This window comes from Pedobacter alpinus (assembly GCF_042684645.1).
Lineage (GTDB): Bacteria > Bacteroidota > Bacteroidia > Sphingobacteriales > Sphingobacteriaceae > Pseudopedobacter > Pseudopedobacter alpinus.
In genome coordinates, this window is sequence record NZ_JBHULV010000029.1 from 57,076 (window position 1) to 79,962 (window position 22,887).

Annotated in this window: 18 protein-coding genes and 1 pseudogene; 9 read left to right on the top strand and 10 right to left on the bottom strand. The window is 33.0% G+C overall.

Annotation, left to right across the window (positions count from 1 at the left end; genetic code table 11):
* Positions 1 to 4: 4 nt before the first annotated feature.
* The 6 genes from ACFSSE_RS10150 to ACFSSE_RS10175 all read left to right on the top strand — a co-directional run bounded on the left by ACFSSE_RS10150 (position 5) and on the right by ACFSSE_RS10175 (position 11,272).
* The gene (locus ACFSSE_RS10150) at positions 5 to 2,872 is read left to right on the top strand and encodes a glycosyl hydrolase (RefSeq protein WP_379041392.1); all 2,868 of its coding nucleotides are present in this window, start codon (positions 5 to 7) and stop codon (positions 2,870 to 2,872) included.
* A gap of 18 nt (positions 2,873 to 2,890) precedes the next feature.
* Positions 2,891 to 4,360 (top strand): glycoside hydrolase family 28 protein, encoded by a 1,470-nt coding sequence (locus ACFSSE_RS10155; RefSeq protein WP_379041393.1) that lies wholly within the window; start codon positions 2,891 to 2,893, stop codon positions 4,358 to 4,360.
* 36 nt (positions 4,361 to 4,396) lie between these two features.
* A complete protein-coding gene (locus ACFSSE_RS10160; protein WP_379041394.1) occupies positions 4,397 to 6,715 on the top strand; it encodes a GH92 family glycosyl hydrolase in 2,319 nt (772 codons plus the stop codon).
* A 49-nt stretch (positions 6,716 to 6,764) separates the two neighbouring features.
* Positions 6,765 to 8,855, top strand: a complete 2,091-nt coding sequence (locus ACFSSE_RS10165) for a polysaccharide lyase family 8 super-sandwich domain-containing protein (RefSeq protein ID WP_379100880.1) — start codon at positions 6,765 to 6,767, stop codon at positions 8,853 to 8,855.
* A gap of 27 nt (positions 8,856 to 8,882) precedes the next feature.
* A complete protein-coding gene (locus ACFSSE_RS10170; RefSeq protein ID WP_379041396.1) occupies positions 8,883 to 10,061 on the top strand; it encodes a glycoside hydrolase family 88 protein in 1,179 nt (392 codons plus the stop codon).
* 185 nt (positions 10,062 to 10,246) lie between these two features.
* Positions 10,247 to 11,272, top strand: coding sequence for a S41 family peptidase (locus tag ACFSSE_RS10175; RefSeq protein ID WP_379041397.1), 1,026 nt, complete (start codon positions 10,247 to 10,249; stop codon positions 11,270 to 11,272).
* A gap of 345 nt (positions 11,273 to 11,617) precedes the next feature.
* Here ACFSSE_RS10175 and ACFSSE_RS10180 read toward each other — a convergent pair whose 3' ends face one another.
* The 4 genes and pseudogenes from ACFSSE_RS10180 to gap all read right to left on the bottom strand — a co-directional run bounded on the left by ACFSSE_RS10180 (position 11,618) and on the right by gap (position 14,253).
* A complete protein-coding gene (locus ACFSSE_RS10180) occupies positions 11,618 to 11,974 on the bottom strand; it encodes a helix-turn-helix domain-containing protein (RefSeq protein ID WP_379041398.1) in 357 nt (118 codons plus the stop codon).
* Positions 11,975 to 12,010: 36 nt separating this feature from the next.
* Positions 12,011 to 12,274 (bottom strand): type II toxin-antitoxin system HigB family toxin, encoded by a 264-nt coding sequence (locus tag ACFSSE_RS10185; protein WP_379041399.1) that lies wholly within the window; start codon positions 12,272 to 12,274, stop codon positions 12,011 to 12,013.
* A 547-nt stretch (positions 12,275 to 12,821) separates the two neighbouring features.
* A pseudogene (locus tag ACFSSE_RS10190) lies at positions 12,822 to 13,097 on the bottom strand (GNAT family N-acetyltransferase); the annotation flags it as partial.
* A 151-nt stretch (positions 13,098 to 13,248) separates the two neighbouring features.
* Positions 13,249 to 14,253 carry a type I glyceraldehyde-3-phosphate dehydrogenase gene (gene gap, locus ACFSSE_RS10195; protein WP_379041400.1) on the bottom strand — a complete coding sequence of 335 codons (1,005 nt, stop codon included), beginning with the start codon at positions 14,251 to 14,253 and terminating at the stop codon, positions 13,249 to 13,251.
* 219 nt (positions 14,254 to 14,472) lie between these two features.
* Here gap and ACFSSE_RS10200 point away from each other — a divergent pair, with 219 nt between their 5' ends.
* Complete coding sequence (locus tag ACFSSE_RS10200; RefSeq protein WP_379041401.1) at positions 14,473 to 14,658, top strand: hypothetical protein; 186 nt, start codon at positions 14,473 to 14,475, stop codon at positions 14,656 to 14,658.
* A 126-nt stretch (positions 14,659 to 14,784) separates the two neighbouring features.
* On the opposite strand, the gene ACFSSE_RS10205 is transcribed toward ACFSSE_RS10200, so the two are convergent.
* Entirely contained in the window at positions 14,785 to 15,543 is a 759-nt protein-coding gene (locus ACFSSE_RS10205; RefSeq protein WP_379041402.1) for a patatin-like phospholipase family protein, read from the bottom strand.
* Between the two features lie 102 nt (positions 15,544 to 15,645).
* Positions 15,646 to 16,686, bottom strand: coding sequence for a gliding motility lipoprotein GldB (gene gldB, locus ACFSSE_RS10210; protein WP_379041403.1), 1,041 nt, complete (start codon positions 16,684 to 16,686; stop codon positions 15,646 to 15,648).
* A gap of 32 nt (positions 16,687 to 16,718) precedes the next feature.
* Here gldB and ACFSSE_RS10215 point away from each other — a divergent pair, with 32 nt between their 5' ends.
* Both ACFSSE_RS10215 and ACFSSE_RS10220 read left to right on the top strand, forming a co-directional pair.
* A complete protein-coding gene (locus ACFSSE_RS10215; RefSeq protein ID WP_379041404.1) occupies positions 16,719 to 17,363 on the top strand; it encodes a porin family protein in 645 nt (214 codons plus the stop codon).
* 19 nt (positions 17,364 to 17,382) lie between these two features.
* A complete protein-coding gene (locus ACFSSE_RS10220; RefSeq protein WP_379041405.1) occupies positions 17,383 to 19,023 on the top strand; it encodes an NAD+ synthase in 1,641 nt (546 codons plus the stop codon).
* A 287-nt stretch (positions 19,024 to 19,310) separates the two neighbouring features.
* Here ACFSSE_RS10220 and ACFSSE_RS10225 read toward each other — a convergent pair whose 3' ends face one another.
* The 4 genes from ACFSSE_RS10225 to ACFSSE_RS10240 all read right to left on the bottom strand — a co-directional run bounded on the left by ACFSSE_RS10225 (position 19,311) and on the right by ACFSSE_RS10240 (position 22,800).
* Positions 19,311 to 19,928, bottom strand: a complete 618-nt coding sequence (locus ACFSSE_RS10225; RefSeq protein ID WP_379100883.1) for a hypothetical protein — start codon at positions 19,926 to 19,928, stop codon at positions 19,311 to 19,313.
* Positions 19,929 to 20,023: 95 nt separating this feature from the next.
* Positions 20,024 to 21,190, bottom strand: coding sequence for an acyl-CoA dehydrogenase (locus ACFSSE_RS10230; RefSeq protein WP_379041407.1), 1,167 nt, complete (start codon positions 21,188 to 21,190; stop codon positions 20,024 to 20,026).
* Positions 21,191 to 21,373: 183 nt separating this feature from the next.
* A complete protein-coding gene (locus tag ACFSSE_RS10235) occupies positions 21,374 to 21,901 on the bottom strand; it encodes an adenine phosphoribosyltransferase (RefSeq protein WP_379041408.1) in 528 nt (175 codons plus the stop codon).
* A complete protein-coding gene (locus ACFSSE_RS10240) occupies positions 21,901 to 22,800 on the bottom strand; it encodes a helix-hairpin-helix domain-containing protein (protein ID WP_379041409.1) in 900 nt (299 codons plus the stop codon). The genes ACFSSE_RS10235 and ACFSSE_RS10240 overlap by 1 nt, the downstream gene beginning before the upstream one ends.
* Between the last annotated feature and the right edge of the window lie 87 nt (positions 22,801 to 22,887).

Below are 22,887 nucleotides of genomic sequence, written 5' to 3' on the forward strand. Positions count from 1 at the left end.
ATTTATGAAAAGAAAAACTTTCTTACAGCAAAGCGCAATTTTTTCGGCGGCAAGCTTATTAATGTTAAATGGTAATGTTTTTTCTAAAACTGTTGCCAATACATTAATGGAAGTTTCTGAGAATGATTTATATCAATTATTTAAAAATCCTGCTTCAAATTATCGTCCTTTTGTACGCTGGTGGTGGAATGGAAATAAAGTAGAAAAAACTGAACTAGCCAGAGAACTTAAAATATTAAAAGATGCCGGTATTGGAGGTGTAGAAATTAATCCTATCTCGTTTCCATCTAACACAGATGATATGGGTATTCCTTCGGTAGAATGGTTAAGTGACGAATGGGTTGATCTTTTAAAGTTTACTTTAGACGAGGCAAAAAAACTAAATATGACCTGTGATTTAATTGCAGGAACAGGTTTTCCTTTTGGTGCCGAGTTTTTAGAAGGAGAGGAGCGAGCCCAAGTTGTAGTAACTGCGGTTAAAAAATTAGAAGGTCCAATTAAAACTGAAATTTCTGTTTTCGACATTTTTAAAGAGGCGGATCCGGCGACGTTAAGTCCTTATAGCGGGCGTAAAATGGAACTTTTAGAGTTGAAATTGGTAACTGATCCTTTAATCAGTATGGACCAAATCATCAATATCAAAAACCAAGTTATAAACGATGTTTTAAAAATAGACCTACCAAAAGGAAAGTTTGCAGTTTATGCATTGGTTAAAATAGATGGTTTTATGAAAGTGATACAAGGTGCGCCGGGTGGCAGAGGGCCAGTACTTAATCATTATAATGAAGCTGCAGTTAATAAGTATCTAAATCGCATAACTGATTCCATCCAAAATAGAATTGGACCATTAGCTCCGTATGTAAGGTCTTTTTTTATAGATAGTTTAGAAATGGAAGGTGCAAACTGGAATAGCGATATGATGACCGAATTTCAGAAACGAAGAGGTTATGATTTATATCCTTACCTACCTTTTATTTTGTTTAAAACAGGCAGAATGGGCAATACCGTTAATTTAACTTATGCTGTTAATGTTAGCCCAGAAATGGAGAAAATGTTAAACCGTATGCGTTATGATTTTGAATACACCAAAGCAGAGTTGTTTAGAGAAAGATTCTCTTACACTTTTAGCAAATGGTGTAAAGATAATAACATCAAATCAAGAGCTCAGGCTTATGGTAGAGGTCATTTTCCTTTAGAGGGAAGTTTTATGATGGATATACCCGAAGGAGAAACTTGGATTAAATACGGTATTGGCGAAGAAATTTCTGAAGCAGATTTCACCAAATATCCTTGGCATTTAGGTCGTGGTAATACCATGATAAATAAGGCTGTATCATCAGCAGCGCATTTAAAAGGAAAAAAATTAGTGAGTTCAGAAGAATTAACAAATACTGATATGGTATTTAATGAATCTTTAGAGCTTTTTAAAATAGCTGGAGATCAAAGCACCATTTCAGGTATTACACATCCCATTTTCCATGGATTTAATTACTCTCCAAAAGCAGCTGCTTTCCCTGGTTGGATAACTTATGGCGGTTATTTTAATGAACAAAATACCATGTGGCCGTATTTTAAACATTATACAGATTACAGAGCAAGGCAATCAGCTTTATTACAGCAGGCTACTTTCTTTGCAGATATTGCTATAATGGCGCCAACTGGCGATATGTGGAGCGAGTTTGGTGCACAAATGGAACCATTCCCTTCTCGTGTTACACCAGCTTACCAAATGTTGGTTTGGGAATCTATCCATCAAAACGGGAATGCTTGTGATTACATATCAGAACAAGTAATTGCCGATGCTGATTTTAGTAAAGGCTTTATGACTTATGGTGATCGGAAATACCATACGCTTTTTTTAATAGAAGTTAAAAGTATAGAACCTAAAACTGCAAAAAAATTATATGATTTTGTACAAGCAGGAGGACGTATCTTCTGCATTGAAGCTTATCCAGAGCAATCTTTGGGCTGGTTAAACCATCAACAAAAAGATAAAGAAGTAAAAAACTGGATGCAGAAATTAAAGAAATATCCAAAGCAATTTATCTATTTAGCAAAGCCAGAATCAAACTTTAAAGCATGGTACGCGAGTGTTCAAGAGAAATATAACATCACGCCATACCTAAAAATTACAGCACCAAATACTTTGGTTACTCAAATTAGGTATCAAACAAAAGACGCTGAAATACTAATAGTTAACAATGCTAGTGCTCATAAAAGTATTGATTTAGAGGCTAAATTTTCATCAGAAATTACAGCAAATAAACAAGCTTGGATTTGGGATGCAGCAAGTGGCGATAAGTTTAAACTCGACTTAAAAGATGGTCAACTAAAAATTAAGCTTGCACCAGCAGATTCGAGAATTATTGTGTTTAATAAAGATAAACATGGAGAAAATTGGAATCCAATTCCCGAAGTAAAAGAGAATGCTTTGCTATTAAATACAGTTTGGAATGCAACTTTTAACCATATAGATGGAACTGTAAAAAATCAAGAGTTTAAAACGCTTTCAGATTTAAAAGATTTACCAGATTTTACCCGTTTTGCCGGTACAGTTTCTTACAAAACCACTATCAATTTAAAAGGTAATTTAAATCCTCAGTATTTAGATTTAGGTAAAGTAGCTGGTATTGCAGAACTTATTGTTAACGGCCAAAGCTTAGGCACTCAGTGGTATGGAAGAAGAGCTTACGCTATAAACAAAATCCTAAAATCTGGCGAAAATACAATAGAAATTAAGGTGACAACTGTAATGATGAACTACATGCAATCATTAACAGAAAATGCTACTGCACAATACTGGACAAACAATCCAAGAAAAGCACAACCACTTCAATCATTAGGACTAATTGGTCCTGTAAATTTATTTTAATCAAAAATTTTTAATCACATGAAACATCAAAAAAAACTGATTCTTATTGTCCTTTTTATGCTGATACAAACAGCAGGGCTATTTGCTAAAGATTATAAAGCATCATTTTTCCATATTAAACATGATGGAAATACGCTAAATACGCGTTCTATTCAATTTGCGATAGATTATATTCACAAAAATGGCGGTGGCAGATTGGTTTTTCACGTTGGCAGATATTTAACAGGTTCTATTCACCTAAAATCAAATGTAACCTTACAGTTAGAGGAAGGTGCAGTTTTGTTAGGTTCTACAAATCCGTTTGATTATGATAGAATAGGTCAAACGGCGCTTATCCATGCCAGAGATATAGAAAATGTGGGCATTACGGGTAAAGGAATGATTGACGGACAAGGCCGGGCATTGGCAAATAACTCTATCGCTTATGCAAACGATGGTTTAATTGAAGATATTTTAAAATACGACCGCACAAGGGAGTCAATTAGACCAATGATTATCTATTTTTTTAATGTGAACAACGTTACCATTAAAGATTTAATTCTGCAAAATTCTGCTTGCTGGTTACAAACGTACGAGCGCTGTAAAAACATGGTGATTGATAATATTACAGTGAATAATGTAGCCTTTTGGAACAGCGACGGAATTGATGTTGTTGATTGCCAAAATGTCACTATTACCAATAATAACATTGATGCTGCGGATGATGGCATTTGCCTAAAATCACATACAGAAGGCTTCTTTTGTAATAATATTTTGATTGAAAACAACATTGTACGTACTAGTGCAAATGGAATAAAATTAGGTACTGCCGGTAAAGGTGGTTTTAGAAATATTAAAGCAATTAACAATACGGTTTACAATACTTACCGCTCTGCAATTGCTTTACAAAGTGTTGATGGTGGCTTTTTAGAGGATATTTTAATTGATGGCTTAAAAAGTATAAACACAGGTAACGTAATTTATTTAAGATTAGGCGAAAGAGTAGTAGGTAAAAAATCTACTATGGATAGAATATCTATAAAAAATGTAGTTGCTGATGTTCCGTTTGAAAAAGCAGATGCTGGTTATGATTACGAAGGACCAATTGAAGATATGCCAAGAAATATTTCGCCAATAGTAATTGCAGGCTTACCGGGGCAATATATTAACGATGTAACTTTTACAAATTTCAAAATTTCTTACCCAGGCAGAGGTAGTAAATTTGTGGCTTACGTACCTTTAGATAAATTGGATAGCATACCAGAGCAACCAGCTCAGTACCCAGAGTTTTCTCAGTTTAAAGAATTACCAGCTTGGGGAATTTATGTACGACATGCGAAAAATATCAATTTTTCTAACCTTCATTTAACTGCAGAAAAGAAAGATTACAGGTTGCCAATAATTATGGATGATGTACATGGTGCATTATTAAAGAAAGTAACTTTTGAGCAAATAGATCAGAAAAAATTATTGTACACTCAAAAATCAACCGATATTAAGGTCCAATAATTAGTTAGTTTTTATTCGATATTTTAAATATTCTTTATGCATAAGTTCAGTAAATGTTTATTCATTACCGTTATAATTGGTCATTTAACTTGCCTTGTAAATGCACAAGAAAAGACTGAATTATATAAATATGTAAAGCCTATTATTGGTACTCAAAAAATGGGGCACACATTTCCGGGTGCTACTGTACCTTTTGGGATGGTGCAATTAAGTCCAGATACTGATACTTTATCTTACGAAGAAAACGGAAAATACAATAAAGATGTGTATAAATATTGTGCTGGTTACCAGTATGATGACCCTACAATAGTTGGCTTTAGTCATACCCATTACAGTGGTACAGGGCATTCAGATTTAGGTGATTTTTTGGTAATGCCAACAGTTGGTAAAGTTCAACTAAATCCCGGTACAGCCAATCATCCTGAAAATGGTTACCGCTCTAAATACAGTCATGCAAATGAAGTTTCTGAAGCCAACTATTACAAAGTGAAATTGGACGATGATAACATTCTAGCAGAATTAACAACTTCTACTCGTGTTGGCTTTCATCAATATACTTTCCCAAAATCTAAAGAATCTAACATAATTTTAGATTTAATGCATGGAATTTATAATTACGATAACAAAAACGTTTGGACTTATTACAGGGTTGTAAATGATTCTTTAGTGATAGGCTCAAGACAAACAAGCGGTTGGGCAAAAAACAGAACTGTTTATTTTGCCATGTCTTTTTCTAAGCCTTTTAAATCTTACGGAGCAAAAGATTACAGCCCAAAAGAAGTTTACAAAGGTTTTTGGGCAAAGTTTGATCAAACAAAAAACTTCCCAGAAATGGCTGCTAAAAAAATTAAGATGTACTTTAATTTCGATACAGAAGAAGGGGAAAAGGTAAAAATTAAATTCGCTATTTCGCCGGTAAGCACAGATAATGCTTTACAAAATATGCAAACAGAAATACCCGTCTGGGATTTTAACTTGGTTAAAAAACAAGGGCAACAAGCGTGGAATAATGAACTTCAAAAAATAGAAGTTAAAACTGCTAAACCAGAAGATGCTATCAATTTTTATACAGCCATGTACCATGCCTTTTTAAGCCCTACGGTTTACATGGATGCCAATAAAGAGTATAAAGGTTTAGATCAAAGAATACATAAAGCCACAGGTTTTACCAATTACACCACTTTTTCTTTGTGGGATACTTATAGAACTTTGCATCCCTTTTTTAATATCATCCAACCGAAAAGGAACGACGATATGGTTAAATCTATGTTGGCACATTTCGATCAAAGTGCTTTGCCGATGTTGCCAATTTGGTCAAATTCTGCAAATGATACTTGGTGTATGAGCGGCTACCACAGCGTTTCTGTAATTGCAGATGCCATTATTAAAGGAAACTTCACAGGTGATGTAAATAAAGCTTTAGCAGCTTGCGTTACTACAGCAAACCAACGTTATTTTGAAGGAATTGGAGATTATATTGATAAAGGTTATGTGCCTTCAGATAAAAACAGAACAGCCGTTTCTAATACCATAGAATATGCTTATGATGATTGGTGTATTGCGCAATTAGCTAAAAAAATAGGCAACACAGAAGTTTATAATACATTTATTAAAAGATCAGAAAATTGGAGAAATGTTTATGATGCTTCTATAGGTTTTATGCGTCCTCGTTTATCTGATGGTACTTTCCGGAAAGATTTTGATGTTTTAGAAACCGAAGGGCAAGGATTTATTGAGGGAAACGCTTGGAATTATAGCTTATATGTGCCTCAAAATCCAAAAGAATTGATAAAAATAATGGGTGGCGATAAAAAGTTTATTCCACATTTAGATTCTTTGTTTACCATGGATTTGCCTGATGAGTTTTTCGCTCACACAGAAGATATTACCAGAGAAGGAATTATCGGAAATTACGTTCACGGAAATGAGCCTGCACACCATGTTGCCTATCTGTACAATTACACATCGCAGCCATGGAAAACGCAAAAAACAGTACGCATGATTTTGGAAAAACAATACCACAACGGGCCAGATGGTTTAGGCGGAAACGATGACTGCGGACAAATGAGTGCTTGGTATATGATGTCATCTCTAGGGATTTACCCAACAGCGCCAGGTTCAGATCGTTACGATTTAGGTAGCCCATCAATTTTAAATGCAACTTTAAATTTAGAAAACGGCAAACAATTTACTATTGATGCAAAAAATCAATCGGCTAAAAACGTTTATGTAAAACAAGTTCTTTTAAACGGAAAAGCATTAAATCGTTATTATATTACCCATCAAGAAATTACTGATGGAGGTAAATTAACCTTTTTAATGGCAGCTACTCCAAATAAAAAAGTACATAATTAATTGTTCTATGTCTTTTAAAATGCATCAAAAGTTCTTTAAATATTTCAGTATGCTGGGAGTTTTTTGTTGTGCAGTAAATACAAGTTTTGCGCAAGATGAATTTCAGGTTATCGAATCAAGAATTATTGATTATTTAAAGGCTGATGTTAAAATTAATGAGCTAAAAGCAGCTGTAAAAAGTAACAGCTCGTCTTTAAAAGAAGAAGGTTTTTGGCCGAGTATTGATTATTCATCAACAGCAGAAACCGGTTGGACACCACTTATCCATTTGCAAAGAGTTAAACAGTTTGCAATCATACTCAATTCAGAAAATTTCGCTTTCGCTGATAAAGAAAGATTGGCATCACAAATTAATGCAGCTTTGGATTATTGGTTAAAGCAAAACCCGCAAAGTACCAATTGGTTTCAACAAGAAATTGCATCGCCAACGGCAATCGGAGAAATATTAATGTTACTAAATGGTAAGGGCGTAATTCCAAATGCCTTGCAAGACTCCTTATTAAAAAGAATGGATAGTGGTAATGTTTTAAAAGCTATTGGCGCAAATAAATTGGATATAGCCATCCACATGATTTACAGAGCTTGTGTTTCTAGAAATAAAGCTTTAATGGATTCGGCAGTTCATCAAGCTTTTTTACCTATATCTTTTGGTGGAAGAGAAGGTTTACAATCCGATTTTTCTTATCGCCAACACGGGCCACAGCTACAAATTGCCAGTTACGGACAAGTGTTTTTACACGGAACGTACAAAGTTGCATCATGGCTATCGGCTACCAGTTATGCTATTCCACCTCATAAACTAAAAATAATTGATGATTATTTAATTGATACTTTTTTAAGAACAATTAGAGGCAGATATATTGATTTTAACACCGAAGGCAGAGGCATTGCAAGAAATGATGTTTTAGATAAAATAGATATTACTCAAAATGCTGGAGTTAAAAGTTTATTAAGTTTGGCAAAAAAGGTTAATCCAAAAAATTCTGAAGCTTATAATAATGTAGAACAACGTGTTACACAAGCTAAAGAAGCATCTTTTAATATTAAACCATCACACACTTTCTTTTATAAAAGTGACTATACCATTCATTCCAGACCAACATATTCATTTAATGTGAGGTCAGTTTCTAAAAGAACCGTAAGGACAGAGATGGGTAATAGAGAGAATTTATTAGGGAAGTTTTTGCCTGATGGTTCTACAAATATCCAAAGAACTGGTGATGAATATTTTAATATTATGCCAATTTGGGAATGGGATAAAATTCCGGGTGTTACCAGTAGAGATTATTTAGAAGATAAGAAAATAACTATTGAATGGGGAGAAAGAGGGTTAAATTCTTTTATCGGTGGAGTTTCTGATAGGTTTTACGGCGCAAGTGTTTACCAATTAGATTATGACGAGGTTACCGCTAAAAAAGCATGGTTTTTCTTTGATAATGAGGTGGTTTGTTTAGGAACAGATATTAATAGTTATGCTAAAGAACAAATTACAACCACTGTAAATCAAGCTTGGTTAAAAGGTCCTGTAAAAGCTTTCGCTGATGATAAATTGATGGACGTAAAAAACCTTAATTCTAAAAATGTTGATTGGGTTTGGCATGATAGCATTGGCTATTACTTTCCAAATAAAGGTAACATTCAAATAATTACAGATAAACAAAAAGGAAGCTGGGCTAAAGTTAATGCAAACAGATCAGATGAATTAGTTAAAGGAGATGTTTTTAAAATGTGGTTTAAACATGGTGAGAATCCCGAAAAACAAGAATACGCTTATATCGTAAAGCCACAAGTTAGTGAGCAAGAAATGCTTAACATCAAATCTGACGCTATAAAAATACTTTGCAATACCCAACAAATACAAGCTGTGCAAAACACAGATTTGCAAATGGTACAAGTTTTTTTTTATGAAGCAGGAACTCTTAAAACATCAAATTTTTCTATTACTACTAATGAGCCTTGTGTTTTATTAATCAAAAATATAGCATCTGAAAAGCCTGTTTTATACGTTTCAGATCCTACCCAAAAACTAAGTCATTTGCAGGTGTTATTTAGTTCAACGTTGTTAAAAAGCACACAACCTATTTCAATTACTTTACCCCAAGGGGAGCATGTTGGAGACACAGTAAATTATCAATTTTAAAAGAATAATTATTCAAAACCGTTATAAATGAAAAAATCAATCTTACTCTTAGCCCTTTTTGCCACTATTATTTTCACTGGTTGTGCGCAAAAAAAAGTAGCAATAAATGTGAATAAAGAATTGAGTTTTGCTGCAAAGCAATATGAAAATATGTTGGCTACCCATCAAGATTTAACTCAATTTCCGCAATCAACAAAACCAAACGGAGACATGTATAATAGAACTTCTGAATGGTGGTGCAGTGGTTTTTTTGGAGGTTCTTTATGGTATTTGTATGAGTTTACCAAAGATGATAAGTGGAAAGTTGCAGCAGATAAATGGACAACTGCTTTAGATAAAGAAAAATACAATACCACCACTCACGATTTAGGTTTTATGCTTTACTGTCCGTACGGAAATGGCTATCGTTTAACCAATAACGAAGCTTATGTTGAGCCTATGCTTACTGGTGCAAAATCTTTGGCTACCAGGTTTGATCCTAAATATGGCTTAATAAAATCGTGGGATAAACATGCAGATTGCGAATACCCGGTGATTATTGACAACATGATGAATTTAGAGTTTTTGTTTTGGGCGGCTAAAAAATCTGGTGATAAAAAGCTTTATGATATTGCAATAACACATGCTGATAATACTTTGAAACACCACTTTAGAGATGATTTTAGCAGTTACCATGTAGTATGCTATTTGCCAGAAACTAAAGTTTTTAGAAAGAAAACACATCAAGGCGCTGCAGATTCTTCTGCTTGGGCCAGGGGGCAAGCTTGGGCGCTTTATGGATATACTTTAATGTACAGAGAAACCAAGGATGAAAAGTATTTAAAACAGGCAGAAGGCATTGCAAACTTCGTGATTAAACACCCAAACTTACCAGCGGACAAGGTACCTTATTGGGATTTTGACGCACCTAATATCCCTAACGAAGAAAGAGATGCATCTGCTGCAGCCGTTTTCGCTTCTGCATTTTTAGAGTTAAGTGTTTATAGTAAAAGTAACAAAAAACAATATTTTACCATTGCAGAGCAAATGCTGACGAGTTTAGCGTCGCCTGCATATACTGCCAAATTAAATGAGAATAATAATTTTATTCTAAAGCATTCCGTAGGGCATAAACCCGGTAAATCAGAAATTAACACACCAATAGTTTACGCAGATTATTACTATTTGGAAGCTTTACTGAGGTATAAAAAAATCACCAAACAATAATTTGTTTGGGGTTTGGTTGGTTGGTGAACAAGCCCTTCGGGGCTTGTTTTTTTTTGTTTATGGGGTTTTGTTTTGAGTGAAAAATATTTAAAATTGTTTTGCTGATTTATTTTTACTTTTAACAAAGTATTGGAGGTTTATTCTCCAATATATAAGTTAGCGGTTATTAAACTCAACTTCATGCCATGAGAAAAATACTTTTGACGACCCTTATATTATTATTCTTTGCTGGAACAAAAACTTTTGCGCAAGATGAACATTTTATAAATGACACATTAACAACCACGTTGTTTAAGGTTTTTCAAACAGTAAAACGAAATTCTGTTTACCGAAAACAAGTAGACTGGATTAAATTGGAAGACATAATTTTTAAACCAGAAAGAGAACATTTAAATTTTGAGGATTTTCAGCGTAGGGTCAAACTCATATTCTCAAGCATTGGTGACAACCATGCCTCTCTATTTGGGAATGGGAAGAAAATAAGTGTAGTTGACACATCAATTGTATTAAGAAAGACGCTGATAGACGAATTGAAAAGCAATAAACCTCAATTGCATATTGAAATACTGGATGGGAAATATGGTTACATCCTCATACCCTCCAATTCCCCAAAAGATAATATTCAGCGCATGGGACAGGCTATTCAAGACAGTTTGTGCCGCATACTGGAGCAGCCAATCGAAGGTGTTATTGTTGACCTTAGGGCAAACGAAGGCGGAAGTATCTATCCCCTATTTACGGGACTACACCAATTAATAGGAGAAGGATTTTTTGGCGCTTTTAGTAATTTGGATGGTACATTCAAAGAACCATGGAAGCTTAAAAAAGGAAATTTTTTTCAGCAAAATAGAATTGTCGCCTCTGTAACTACAAGATGCAATTGTTCTAAAAAACTGAAAATTGCTATTTTACTAAGTCAGGTTACAGCAAGTGCAGGTGAAATGCTAGCTATTTCTTTTAAAGGCAGGGAAAATACAATCTTTATTGGCGAGAAAACTTATGGTCTAACCACCGGTAATGTAAATTTCAAAATAGATGGATATCTCCTTGCATTGTCTGCAAGTTTTAGTCAAGACAGGAATGGTAAAATTTATAACAGTTACTTAAAGCCTGACATTGAACTAATAGAAGGTGATAATTTCGCTAACATTTCGATAGACAAAAAAGTGTTAGAGGCTATTGAATGGTTTAAAATTCCTAACAACCGCTAACCACAAATTTGTATTATAATGGCTGAATTGCTTTATGTTATTTCATCGCAATAAACTAAGTTTATACGGCAGACAAGTTTTTGCTTTCTATGCCATTACAACATCATCTGTCCGTAGTCTTAAGCGCAGCGTGACTACGGATTCATAAATAGAAAAGAGTCTCCAGACTCAATAATATGCAGAATTGCTTTGTTATTAAAAGTAATATCGAAGCAATATTTAGCGAAGGGTAGTGCAAAAAATGAACAGATGGCTTCGTACCTCGCCCTGACACTGGACAATGAAATCTCAACTCTTCATGATTTTAAGCTCAATTTAAAACCACTTTCAAAAACTCAATCATTCTTAAGCCAAAAAAACTTCAGCAGGAATTCCCAATTTTTTGTGCAAAACTTTAGCAATTTTAAGTGTTAAAGGTTTTTTACCACTCAGTAAAGCAGAAACATAGCTTTTGCTACCAATCCAATCTATTAAATCTTTGTTTTTTAAACCTTCATCTTCCATTTTCTGTTTTACAGCTAATAGTGGGTCAGGTTTAGGGATAGGGAAATGTATATCTTCATATTGTTTAATCAATAATAAAGCGACTTGCAAATCCTCACCAGCTTCGCTGTCAGCAGAAATATTCAAATCAAATTGAGTATCAACCCAATCTAATAATTCTTGATATTCTTCGTCAGTTTTTATGATTCTTAAATCCATCAGTTTTTAAATTTTACAGTGGTTACATCTATTTTATCATACAGTACCAAACCATTTAATCTGAATTACTTTATAAGTGAAAACAACTCTAATTACCAGCCTGTAATTGTTACCCATTATATTGATCACTACTCTATCATCACCAACTAAACTTGCACTTTTATGTACTACCTTTAATTCTTGAAAGTTCTTGAAATCAGAATTTAAGAACTCATAATACCATTCCAATAAAGCGTTTTTTGCTTTTGGATATGCAGAAGTATAAGCTAAAAGTGTTTTTCTATTGATGATATTAAACATCTGCAGTTTACTTATAGTGAACAAATGTAAAAAGTTTTCTAATAGAAAACAAATTCTAATGGTGCGATAACTTTAAGCGAAGCGTCTCTACAAATTTCCATCTGTCCATATTTTTAAGCGCAGCGTGACAACGTATTCATTAGATTAATGTTTTTTCTAATCTGAATAAATCCACTTAAAGTAAAAACAGGTGTCTTTGCTAAAGATATATTCTTGTTTAAATAGTTCACAAACCCATCTATTTCTATAGCAAGACTTTTCCTTAAGAAATTCAATAACAACAATAAAGTAGCGGTAAATTGTTGTTTTCTGCTCTTAATGAAATCTTTTTTTTATCTCTAACATCAAAACCAATTCACAAGTAAAAATCATCATGTGTTTACTTTTGCACCAGTTCTTGGTTGCTTTTTTGGCTAAAAAAATTGCGAAGCAATCTCGAATACTTAACAATAAATTTAGAAAATAATAAGAAAATAACTACCACTGCCCGGCATCGGGGCAGAAAAGCTTGTGTGGGAAAATTAATAATCTAACTTATGTTAATATCTCAACAAATCTTTAAATACATCACTTTATGCACTCCAATTCCTTCAATTTCAAAAGGCTCACTTATAAATTCAAAACCTAAGCTCAGGTAAAATTTAAAAGCTTTTTCTCTTGCATTGCACCATATATAATTAATTTTTCGGCCTCGTAAATAAACGATTGCAAAATTCACCAGTTTGTTTCCAATTCCATTACCTTGATAGGCTGTTTGGGTTGCCATTCCTCTCAATTGAAAAGCCTCACCAGTAAAATCGGGATGGTTTTGTTTATGGAAACTGGCAACGCAAACCAACTCATCGGCAACATAATAACCTAAATGGAATGTGCTTGCCTCATCATCGTTTACAAAAACACACTCTTGTAATTGTAATTTTCCGTTTCTAAGAATTTCGTTTCTTAGGGGTAAAACCTCTTGGGTGGTTATAAACTTAATCATGTTTTTGGTTTGCAATTTTTAAAACAATATCTACCAAACGGCTAGAGTAGCCAAATTCATTATCGTACCAACCTACCACTTTAATCATACCACCAACAATAGAAGTGAGTTGAGCATCAAAAATGCAAGAATGTGGGTTGTCAATAATATCTACAGAAACAATAGGGTCTTCCGTATATTCTAAAATATTAGCCATTTCTCCATCGGCCGCAGCTTTAAAAGCTTTGTTTATTGCCTCAACAGATTCGGGTTGTTTTTTTAAAATGCAGGTAAAATCTGTAAGCGAACCATTTAAAACCGGCACTCTAATGCCTGCGCCACCTAAATTCCCTTCTAAATGAGGGAAAATACTGGTAATGGCTTTTGCTGCACCAGTTGTAGTAGGGATGATGGAAGTAGATGCTGCTCTGGCTCTTCGTAAATCTCTGTGAGGTGCATCATGCAAACTTTGGTCGCCCGTCATAGAGTGAACCGTGGTAATATAACCTTCTTTAATTCCCCAATTGTTGTCCAAAACTTTAACCATTGCAGCCACATTATTGGTGGTACAAGATGCGTTTGAGATGACAGGACTATCCCAATCAATTTGTTGGTCGTTAACGCCTAAAACTACTGTGGGTATATTTTTATCAGATGTAGGTGCAGATAACAAAACCTTTTTAGCTCCGGCAATAATATGTTTATTAGCTAAATCCTCGCTTAAAAATTTTCCGGTAGCTTCAATTACGATATCAATGTTTAAATCGCCCCAAGGCAATTCTTCTGGATTTTTTTTAGCAAAAACAGCGACTTCTTTTCCGTTTACAATGATCGATTTTTCATCAGCAATTACAGTTCCTTTAAAATTACCATGTACAGAATCGTATTTTAACAAATGCGCTAATGTTTGGCTATCGGTTAAATCGTTAATGGCTACAATTTCCACCTCTTTGTTTTCAGCCAGAATTCTAAAAACTGTACGTCCAATACGTCCAAAACCGTTAATTGCAATCCTCATTGTTTATAATTTTGCGCAATTTACCAAAAGCATTTATAAGAGTTTAAAAAGGATAAACATGTTATTGCAACAATTTTGAAATGTAAAATTGAATGGTTTCAATAAGCTGTTTATTTAGTAAAGATTCTGAAAGGCAAAATTTATTAATAAGAATTTTCTATTTAGTATGAATATTTCAACAATAGTTTTATTTTTGCAGCGTAAATAAAAAATATAATTATGGTAAACGCAAATAACCCTTCACATTACAAAATTATTATAGGTGGCCTTTTTGTTACTTTGTTTGGCGTTTTTCTTAAACAAATTATTTACCACTCTTTAGTAATTGATTTAATTGGCTGGGCGTTAACCTTTTTAGGTGCTATCATTAGCATTGTAGGGGTGATGAGAATTTTAAAAGACTAAGCAATTAATATTTCAAAATATTTAAAGGGTACTATTTTAATAGTGCCCTTTTTTTGTATATACGCTAAGGTTTATGAATAATTTGAGATTTAAGCTTAATAATCCGATTAAGCATGAGCATAAAAGTTACTTCACCAATTTATTAATCTCTGGTATTTTACTCAAAGTCTCCTCATAAGCTAACCAAAAAATATCTTCGGCTTTTTTAACATCAAAAATACTGGTTTCACCCAAACCCTTAGGTTCTATCAGCACATCAATAAATTCGCATTTTTCTTCTAAAGTATGATTTAAAGTAAGTAAAGCTGCTCTTTCTATCACATGTTTAATTCCTCTTGGTTTATCTATAACAGGTAAATTATTGCAAGAAGAGCCAATAATAATATCGCATTTATTTAAAAGTGGTTCAACCGGGAAATTATTAATAACACCACCATCAATATATAATTTTCCATCAATCATAATAGGATTGAATACTCCTGGTATACAGCTTGATGCTAGCACTTTTCTAATTAATTCGCCTTCAGAAAAATAAACTAATTTGCCATCGTTAAAGTTTGTAGCAGTTATAGTTAAGGGGATATTTAAATGCTCAAAAGAATCATGAGGGATGTATTTTTTTAATAATGTAAATGCAGTTTCTAAGTTTAAGAGTGCTGGCAATCTAAAAGCTGGACGTAAATACTTATAAAGTTTAGTTTTGTTAAATTCTTCTAAAACATGGTAAGGGTCAACATCATTTGCGTATAATGCGCCTACAATTGCACCAGCACTGGTGCCAGTGATATGTGAAACAGTTATTTTTTTATCTTTTAATGCTTTTAAAACTCCTAAATGCGCAATCCCTCTTATGCCACCTCCACTTAAAACAATTCCTATTTTCATAAGTATAAAACGATATATATTTAAAGATGTTTTGTTAAGACTAAAAGCATAAAGCTAAAATCATAACGCTTAAAACCTAATTTAAGAAAAGCAGCCTCAAAATCAATCCTTTTGATTAGGATGATATTTTGCCATTGTCAATATCTTTTGCGCATCTTTCTCTAACATCAAATCTTTTAACTCTATTTTTGGATTGTTATTCATATAGTTTTTTACAATTTGCCAACCTATAAATAACGCTAATTTAGGTGCCGAATCATTTTCGCTACCTAAACCTGGGGTAAATGGAGCTTCAGCTAAATATCGCTGAATTTTCATGTAATCGGTATTAAATAATAAATCTTGTTCTAAAAAGAAAGCCCAAGTATCAGATTCAAATTCATTTGCCCACTCCATTTGTTTTTGAGAATAACCTATAATAACGCTATCGGCAGTATTTGGTTGTATTTCTTTCATAAAGTATAACAACTTACCGTTGTAAATCATTTTAGAAAGTAGGCTTTTGTCGTTATTTAATTCAGGAAATAACTCTTCTCTGGTAATCACTTCTACTACCCTTGGCGTAATGTTTTCTGGTGTAAACCTACGGCTAATGTAACGTGGTACACTTTCTACTAGTGCAGGGTAAAATTTTGATTGATTACCTAAAAACATATCTAACCCTACACCAACATAGCCAATGCCAATTGGTGTTTGTACTTGAAAACCAGAAATATAAGTAATTATTTTTGGTGTTTTCCATTCGGGATAGTAATATTTAATTCGCTTAAAAGCTTCAGTTAGTGCTGGTTTTTGATCGTCTAAATTAGGATATATAGAATCTGTTTCATGTTGTAAATCCCGAAAAGGTTTATCGCCTAAAACTTGAGCTAAAACAGTTATGTATTCAGAATTTTCTGTATTACCTAAATTTAAAATTTTTTCAAAATAATCGGTATAAAAAACACCGTATTTCTTTTTTAAATCTGGTAACTTTTCATTTAACGTATTCGGTGTAATTTTTGATAAATCTTGGTCAAAACGCTCAATTTGCAAGTCAATTTCTATATTACTGGTATCAATCCCTTTTTCTTGATTACAGGAGACAATGAACAAACAGATTATAAAAAAAAGTGTAATTTTAGAAAAAAATTTAAATTTCATTTGAACAAACAATTAATTTAGAAACCGAAGTTATGAAAAAGATATTATTAGCGTCACTATTTACGCTTGCAACGCTATCATTATTTGCACAAGAAGATTTTAAGGGATTTAAATTGGGCTTAACCGCACATCCAAATTTTGGTTGGATAAGAAGTGATATTGACGGCATTAAATCAAATGGATTAAGAGCAGGTTTTACTTATGGTTTAGTTGGCGATTTTTATTTTGCCGATAATTACGCTTTTAGTACAGGTTTGCAATTAACTACCATTAACGGACAAACAGAAAGCGAAAAGGTTGATAGCAAAGGGCAGCAAAAAATTTATAAACTACAATATATTGAAATTCCTGCCACTTTAAAGTTGAGTACCAATGAAATGAACGGCTTAAAATTTTATGGTCAGTTTGGTTTAGGTAATGCGTTTAATGTAAGGGCAAAACAGGATATTAAAGATAGCCCAATTGCAACTCAAAATGTTGAAAATACAGATATATATGATGAAGTTGCGTTTTACAGAGCTTCTTTAATTATTGGTGGTGGTGCTCAGTTTTTTGTTGGAGAAAAAACTGCGGTAGATTTAGGTCTTTCTTTTAATAACGGCTTTACAGATATTAAAAAAGGAGAGGGAACGCTTAAAAGTTCTTACCTAGGTTTAAATTTAGCTGTTTACTTCTAATTGTATTTTTAATTTTTTTATGAAAATTGCTTTAGCACAATTAAACTATCATATTGGAAATTTTGAAGCCAATACGCAAAAAATAATTGAAACGCTTAATCAGCAAAAAGCAGAGGGAACAGATATTGTTGTTTTTTCAGAATTATGTATTTGTGGCTACCCCCCTCGCGATTTTTTGGAGTACTCAGAGTTTATACAACTTTGTGAAAGTGCAGCAAATAACGTAGCTAAAGCTTGCCAAGGTATTGCTTGCATTATTGGTTTGCCTATCCATAACCCGGTTATTGAAGGTAAAGATTTATACAATGCAGCTTATTTTATAGCCGATGGTGAAGTGAAACAAGTAATAAAAAAGGCATTGTTACCAACTTATGATGTTTTTGACGAGTACCGCTATTTTGAACCCGCACATGAGTTTAAATGTGTTGATTATAAAGGGCATAAAATTGCGATTACTATTTGCGAGGATTTATGGAATTTAGGCGACAATCCTTTGTATAAAACTTGCCCAATGGATGAGTTAATCAAAGAATCTCCTGATTTTATGATCAATATTGCTGCGTCTCCATTTGCTTATAATCATGATGAAGAACGTATTTTTATCCTCTCGCAAAATTGCCGCAAGTATAACTTACCGCTGTTTTATGTAAACCACGTAGGTGCACAAACAGAATTAATATTTGATGGTGGTTCTTTGGTTTTTGATAAAGCCGGAGATTTAGTGTCGGAGTTTAAATATTTTGAGGAAGATGTTAGGGTATTTAATGTAGAACAAGTACAAAGCTCGATTGTATTAAACAAACCTTTTAAAAGACCAACCGATACCGAACAAGTTTATCAAGCATTAGTTTTAGGAATTAAAGATTATTTCCAAAAATCAGGTTTTACAAAAGCCACATTAGGACTTTCTGGAGGGATAGATTCGGCAGTTGTTTGTGCTTTAGCATACGAAGCGTTAGGTGCAGAAAATGTGATGGCGGTTTTAATGCCTTCTAAATATTCTTCAGATCATTCTATAAAAGACGCCGAAGCTTTAGCTAAAAACATTGGCTGTAAAAGCACAGTTATTCCTATTAAAACCGTTGCCAATGCTTTTGATGAAACTTTAAAAGATGAATTTGCTGGTTTGGAAGCTAATTTGGCAGAAGAAAATATTCAAGCCCGTTCTCGTGGGGTGATTATGATGGCCATGTCGAACAAGTTTGGCTATATATTGCTAAACACATCTAACAAAAGTGAAAGTGCAGTTGGTTATGGTACTTTGTATGGAGATATGTGCGGAGCTATATCTGTAATTGGCGATTGTTATAAAACACAAGTTTACCAATTGGCAAATTATATAAACAGAGAAAGAGAAATTATCCCAATTAATACCATTACAAAGCCACCTTCGGCAGAATTACGTCCAGATCAAAAAGATTCTGATTCTTTACCAGATTACGATATTTTAGATAAAATTTTGTTTGAATATATCGAGATGAGAAAAAGTTCTAAGGATATTATTGCTGATGGTTATGATGAAGCTTTAGTAAATAGAATTTTAAAAATGGTAAATAAAGCCGAATTTAAACGTTACCAAACACCTCCAATTTTACGTATTTCGCCAAAAGCTTTTGGCATGGGCAGGAGGATGCCAATTGTTGGGAAATATCTGAGTTAAGAAAAAAATTACAAGATTTAAAAAGGTGCTATTGCTGCAATTATTGTAGAATAGCACCTTTTTTATTTTTAGATTTCTATCCCAAATCTGACGAAATTTTTAAACAATAATTTTTTGGTTTACTTCTTGTATTATGATTAATTCATCAAACAAATTAATCATGAAAAGAAAACATACTTATAAATTAAAAAGATCAGCAGATTATACTTTTAACCTATACAGCATTTTTGCCTTATTTTTGTTAATCACCATAATGATTAATTCTTGCAATTAACTGGTATTAAGAATTAGTTAATTAAGTCTTTTGTGAAAAACAAATAGCTTATAGGTTCTTTGTTTTGCTTAAAACTAAAGGTGTTATTAATAACTTCTGCTTTGCTGTTTTCTGATTTTTCGAATGACAAGAAATAGCCTTTGTTAGATTTGAAAAGAAATTTATCATCTAACTTTTTACTGGTTTTTCCTCTTTTACTAACGCTCAAAAAAACTTCTTCTTTTTCTAAACTATAAAGAAGATTCTGCTTTGGGTTGTTAATGAAAAAGCTTTTGTTCTCTGTTAGCAATTTCTCCAGCTTGTTCATTATTTTAATACTCAAATCAAATTTAGCTACCGCAATAATTAAAGAATCTGTAGTAAAAAAAATACTTTCTAGGTTTTGAGTTACTCTAACATTTACAGGTTTTAAAGTGCTAGTAGTATCTGGTGTAATTTTTTCTTTGCTTAAAGTTAATTTTATAATGTTGGCGTTATAAGCTGTTATACTTAAATTTCCACTATCGCTAAAAATATTTAATGTACTGTTTTGCAAACTCTTGCTATTATAAATTGGCAATATTTGCTGTGCAAAACAACTTGTAGCAATGCACACTGAACTTAGGCAAATAATAAATATTTTAAATCTCATTTTAAAGCTAAGTTAAGCATTAAGTAAAATAGAAAGCGTTAATTATTAGTTTTATAACTAACAATTAACGCCCCAATTATTAAAAAATAAAGCACCTATTTCAAAATTTCCCTAGCAATAACAACTTTTTGTATTTCGCTTGTTCCTTCGCCAATGGTACATAATTTACTATCTCTGTAGTATTTCTCTACCGGAAAATCTTTGGTATAACCATAACCACCAAATATTTGCACTGCTTCAGTTGCTGCTTTTACACAAACCTCTGATGCGAAATATTTTGCCATTGCAGATTGTTTAGTCATATTTAAACCTTTATTTTTCATGTCGGCAGCTTGGTAAATTAACAATTCAGATGCTTCAATTTCTGTTGCTAAATCTGCCAATTTAAATGCAATGGCTTGAAAACTTGATATTGCTTTCCCAAATTGATGACGTTCTTTAGAATAAGCTAAAGCGGCTTCGTAAGCACCTTTAGCAATCCCTAAAGATAAAGCCGCTATAGAAATACGGCCCCCGTCTAAAATTTTCATAGCTTGTTTAAAGCCTTCGCCCTCTACACCTAATAAGTTTTCTTTAGGTACTTTAACATTATCAAAAATAAGTTCGGTAGTTTCAGAAGCTCTCATCCCTAATTTATTTTCTTTTTTACCGTGGGTAAAACCGGGCGTCCCTTTTTCAATAACTATTGCAGAAATTCCTTTTGCATTTCCTTTGTCACCAGTACGAACCATTGCAACAGCTATATCTCCAGATTTCCCATGGGTAATCCAGTTTTTAGAACCATTAACAATGTAATGGTCGCCTTCTAAAACTGCCGTAGTATTCATACCTAAAGCATCAGAACCAGTGTTAGCTTCGGTTAAGCCCCAAGCCCCAATCCATTCTGCAGTTGCTAGTTTAGGTAACCATTTTTTCTTTTGCTCCTCGTTTCCAAAATATAAAATATGGCCAGTACATAAAGAATTATGAGCAGCAACAGATAAGCCAATAGAGCCACAAACTTTTGCAACTTCTTCTATCACTTTTACATATTCAAAATATCCTAAACCAGAGCCTCCGTATTCTTCGGGAACCAATACTCCCATTAAGCCTAATTGGCCCATTTCTTTAAATAATTCTATAGGGAAAGTTTGGGCTTCATCCCATTCCATTACATGAGGTTTTATCTTTTTAGCAGCAAAATCTTTTACCATTTGGGCTATCATTGTTTGGCTTTCAGATTGTGAGAAATTATAACCTAACGTGTTTTGATTTGTTTGCATAATTAATTGGTTTTATACAAAATACAGATTTATGATAACATAAAACCAATATTATATATGGCAAACTATGGCTCAAATGGTATTTAGTTCAAAAATTAAACTTCCGTACTTAAAACTAGCTTTAATATGGTGCTAAATCTGAATGTATAATCTTTGTTATATTTAAACCTTTATGTTTTTAGCTCAATACTTTGCTAGGGTATAAATGTTTTTAGAAAAATGCGCTAGCTTATTTTTTCCATTTAAAAACTCTAAGCCAACTATAAAAGTAAAGCCAGCAACAATACCTTCCATTTTTTGTATCAATAATGAAGTGGCTTCAACCGTACCGCCAGTAGCCAACAAATCATCGTGTATTAAAATTTTAGCTCCAGGTTTAAAAGCATCAGCATGTACTTCTATCACCGCCGAACCATATTCTAAATCATAACTTTGCTGTATGGTAGTGTAAGGGAGTTTTCCTGCTTTTCTTATCGGGATAAATGGTTTATTCAATTTATTGGCCAACATTAAACCAAACAAAAACCCTCTACTTTCTATGCCAGCAATTGCGTCAAAATCTAAGTCTTTTAATTCTTCCACAAAAGCATCCACAATATTGCTGCATAAATTTTGGTCTTTTAAAATTGGAGTAATGTCTATGAAAACAATTCCTGGTTTAGGAAAATCTACAATGTCTCTTATGCTTTTTTTAATACTTTCTTCAATCATCAGAATTTGAAATAGGGCGTAATTTTTTGAATAATTTCTGGGGTTAATATCGCAATTTTATTCAAATCCGTTGCATTTTTAAAATCGCCATGTTGTTTTCTATAAGCCAATATTGTGTTTGATTGCTTATAACTTAAATATGGAAAGGTTTTTAATTCCTCAAAAGTGCATTTGTTAATGTCTATTTTTTGAATGGCGTTGGTATTAATTAATACCTGAGTTTTAATTTGCTCAAACTTTAAAGAATCAATTCCCCAAACTTCTTTCAATTGATTAATAGATAAAAAGCCGCCTAACCTATTTCTATATTTGATAATACGAGAAGCGAAAGCTGGGCCTATTCCCCTTATTGCCAGTAAAGAAGCTGAATCTGCACTATTAATTTCTACAGTTGCTATACTTTTTGCTGTAGAGATAGTTTTATTTGGAGTTTTTGTGTCATTAAAATTAGTAGCACTGGTTTGTTCTGGTATTTTAATGTGAGGTAAAAGTTGTTCAAAAAGTTCGGGTTTTATAGCCCACATTTTTTTAACATCATTTATGTTTCTAAACTGCCCGCCTTTGTCTTCGTATTTTTTAATCATTAAAGCTTGTTTTTTGCTTAAACCAAGTTTCATCCATTCAGATGTTGGTAAATGATTCGGATTAAAATCAAACAATTGAGCTGTTGATTTTTTGTTTTCTTCTTTAGGATAAAAACGATCTGTTTTCTCATTAAAAGCTTCCACACTATCAATTTTTGGTGTTAAAGTTTCAATAGAAATTTTTAGTGGTTGAAACATGATACGTTCATAAACGTAGGGAGAAACAAATACAAATAGCATAATTAATACAAAAACAACTATACCTCTAAATTCGCGGGGAGAAACCTCTAAATAATCTTTAAGTTTTTGATTCATAGGAAAATAGTAGAAATCAAATATAAATTATTGCTACCAGTTTTAAAACAAAAAAATGTTTTTTAAAATATTTGGTTTAACTATCGA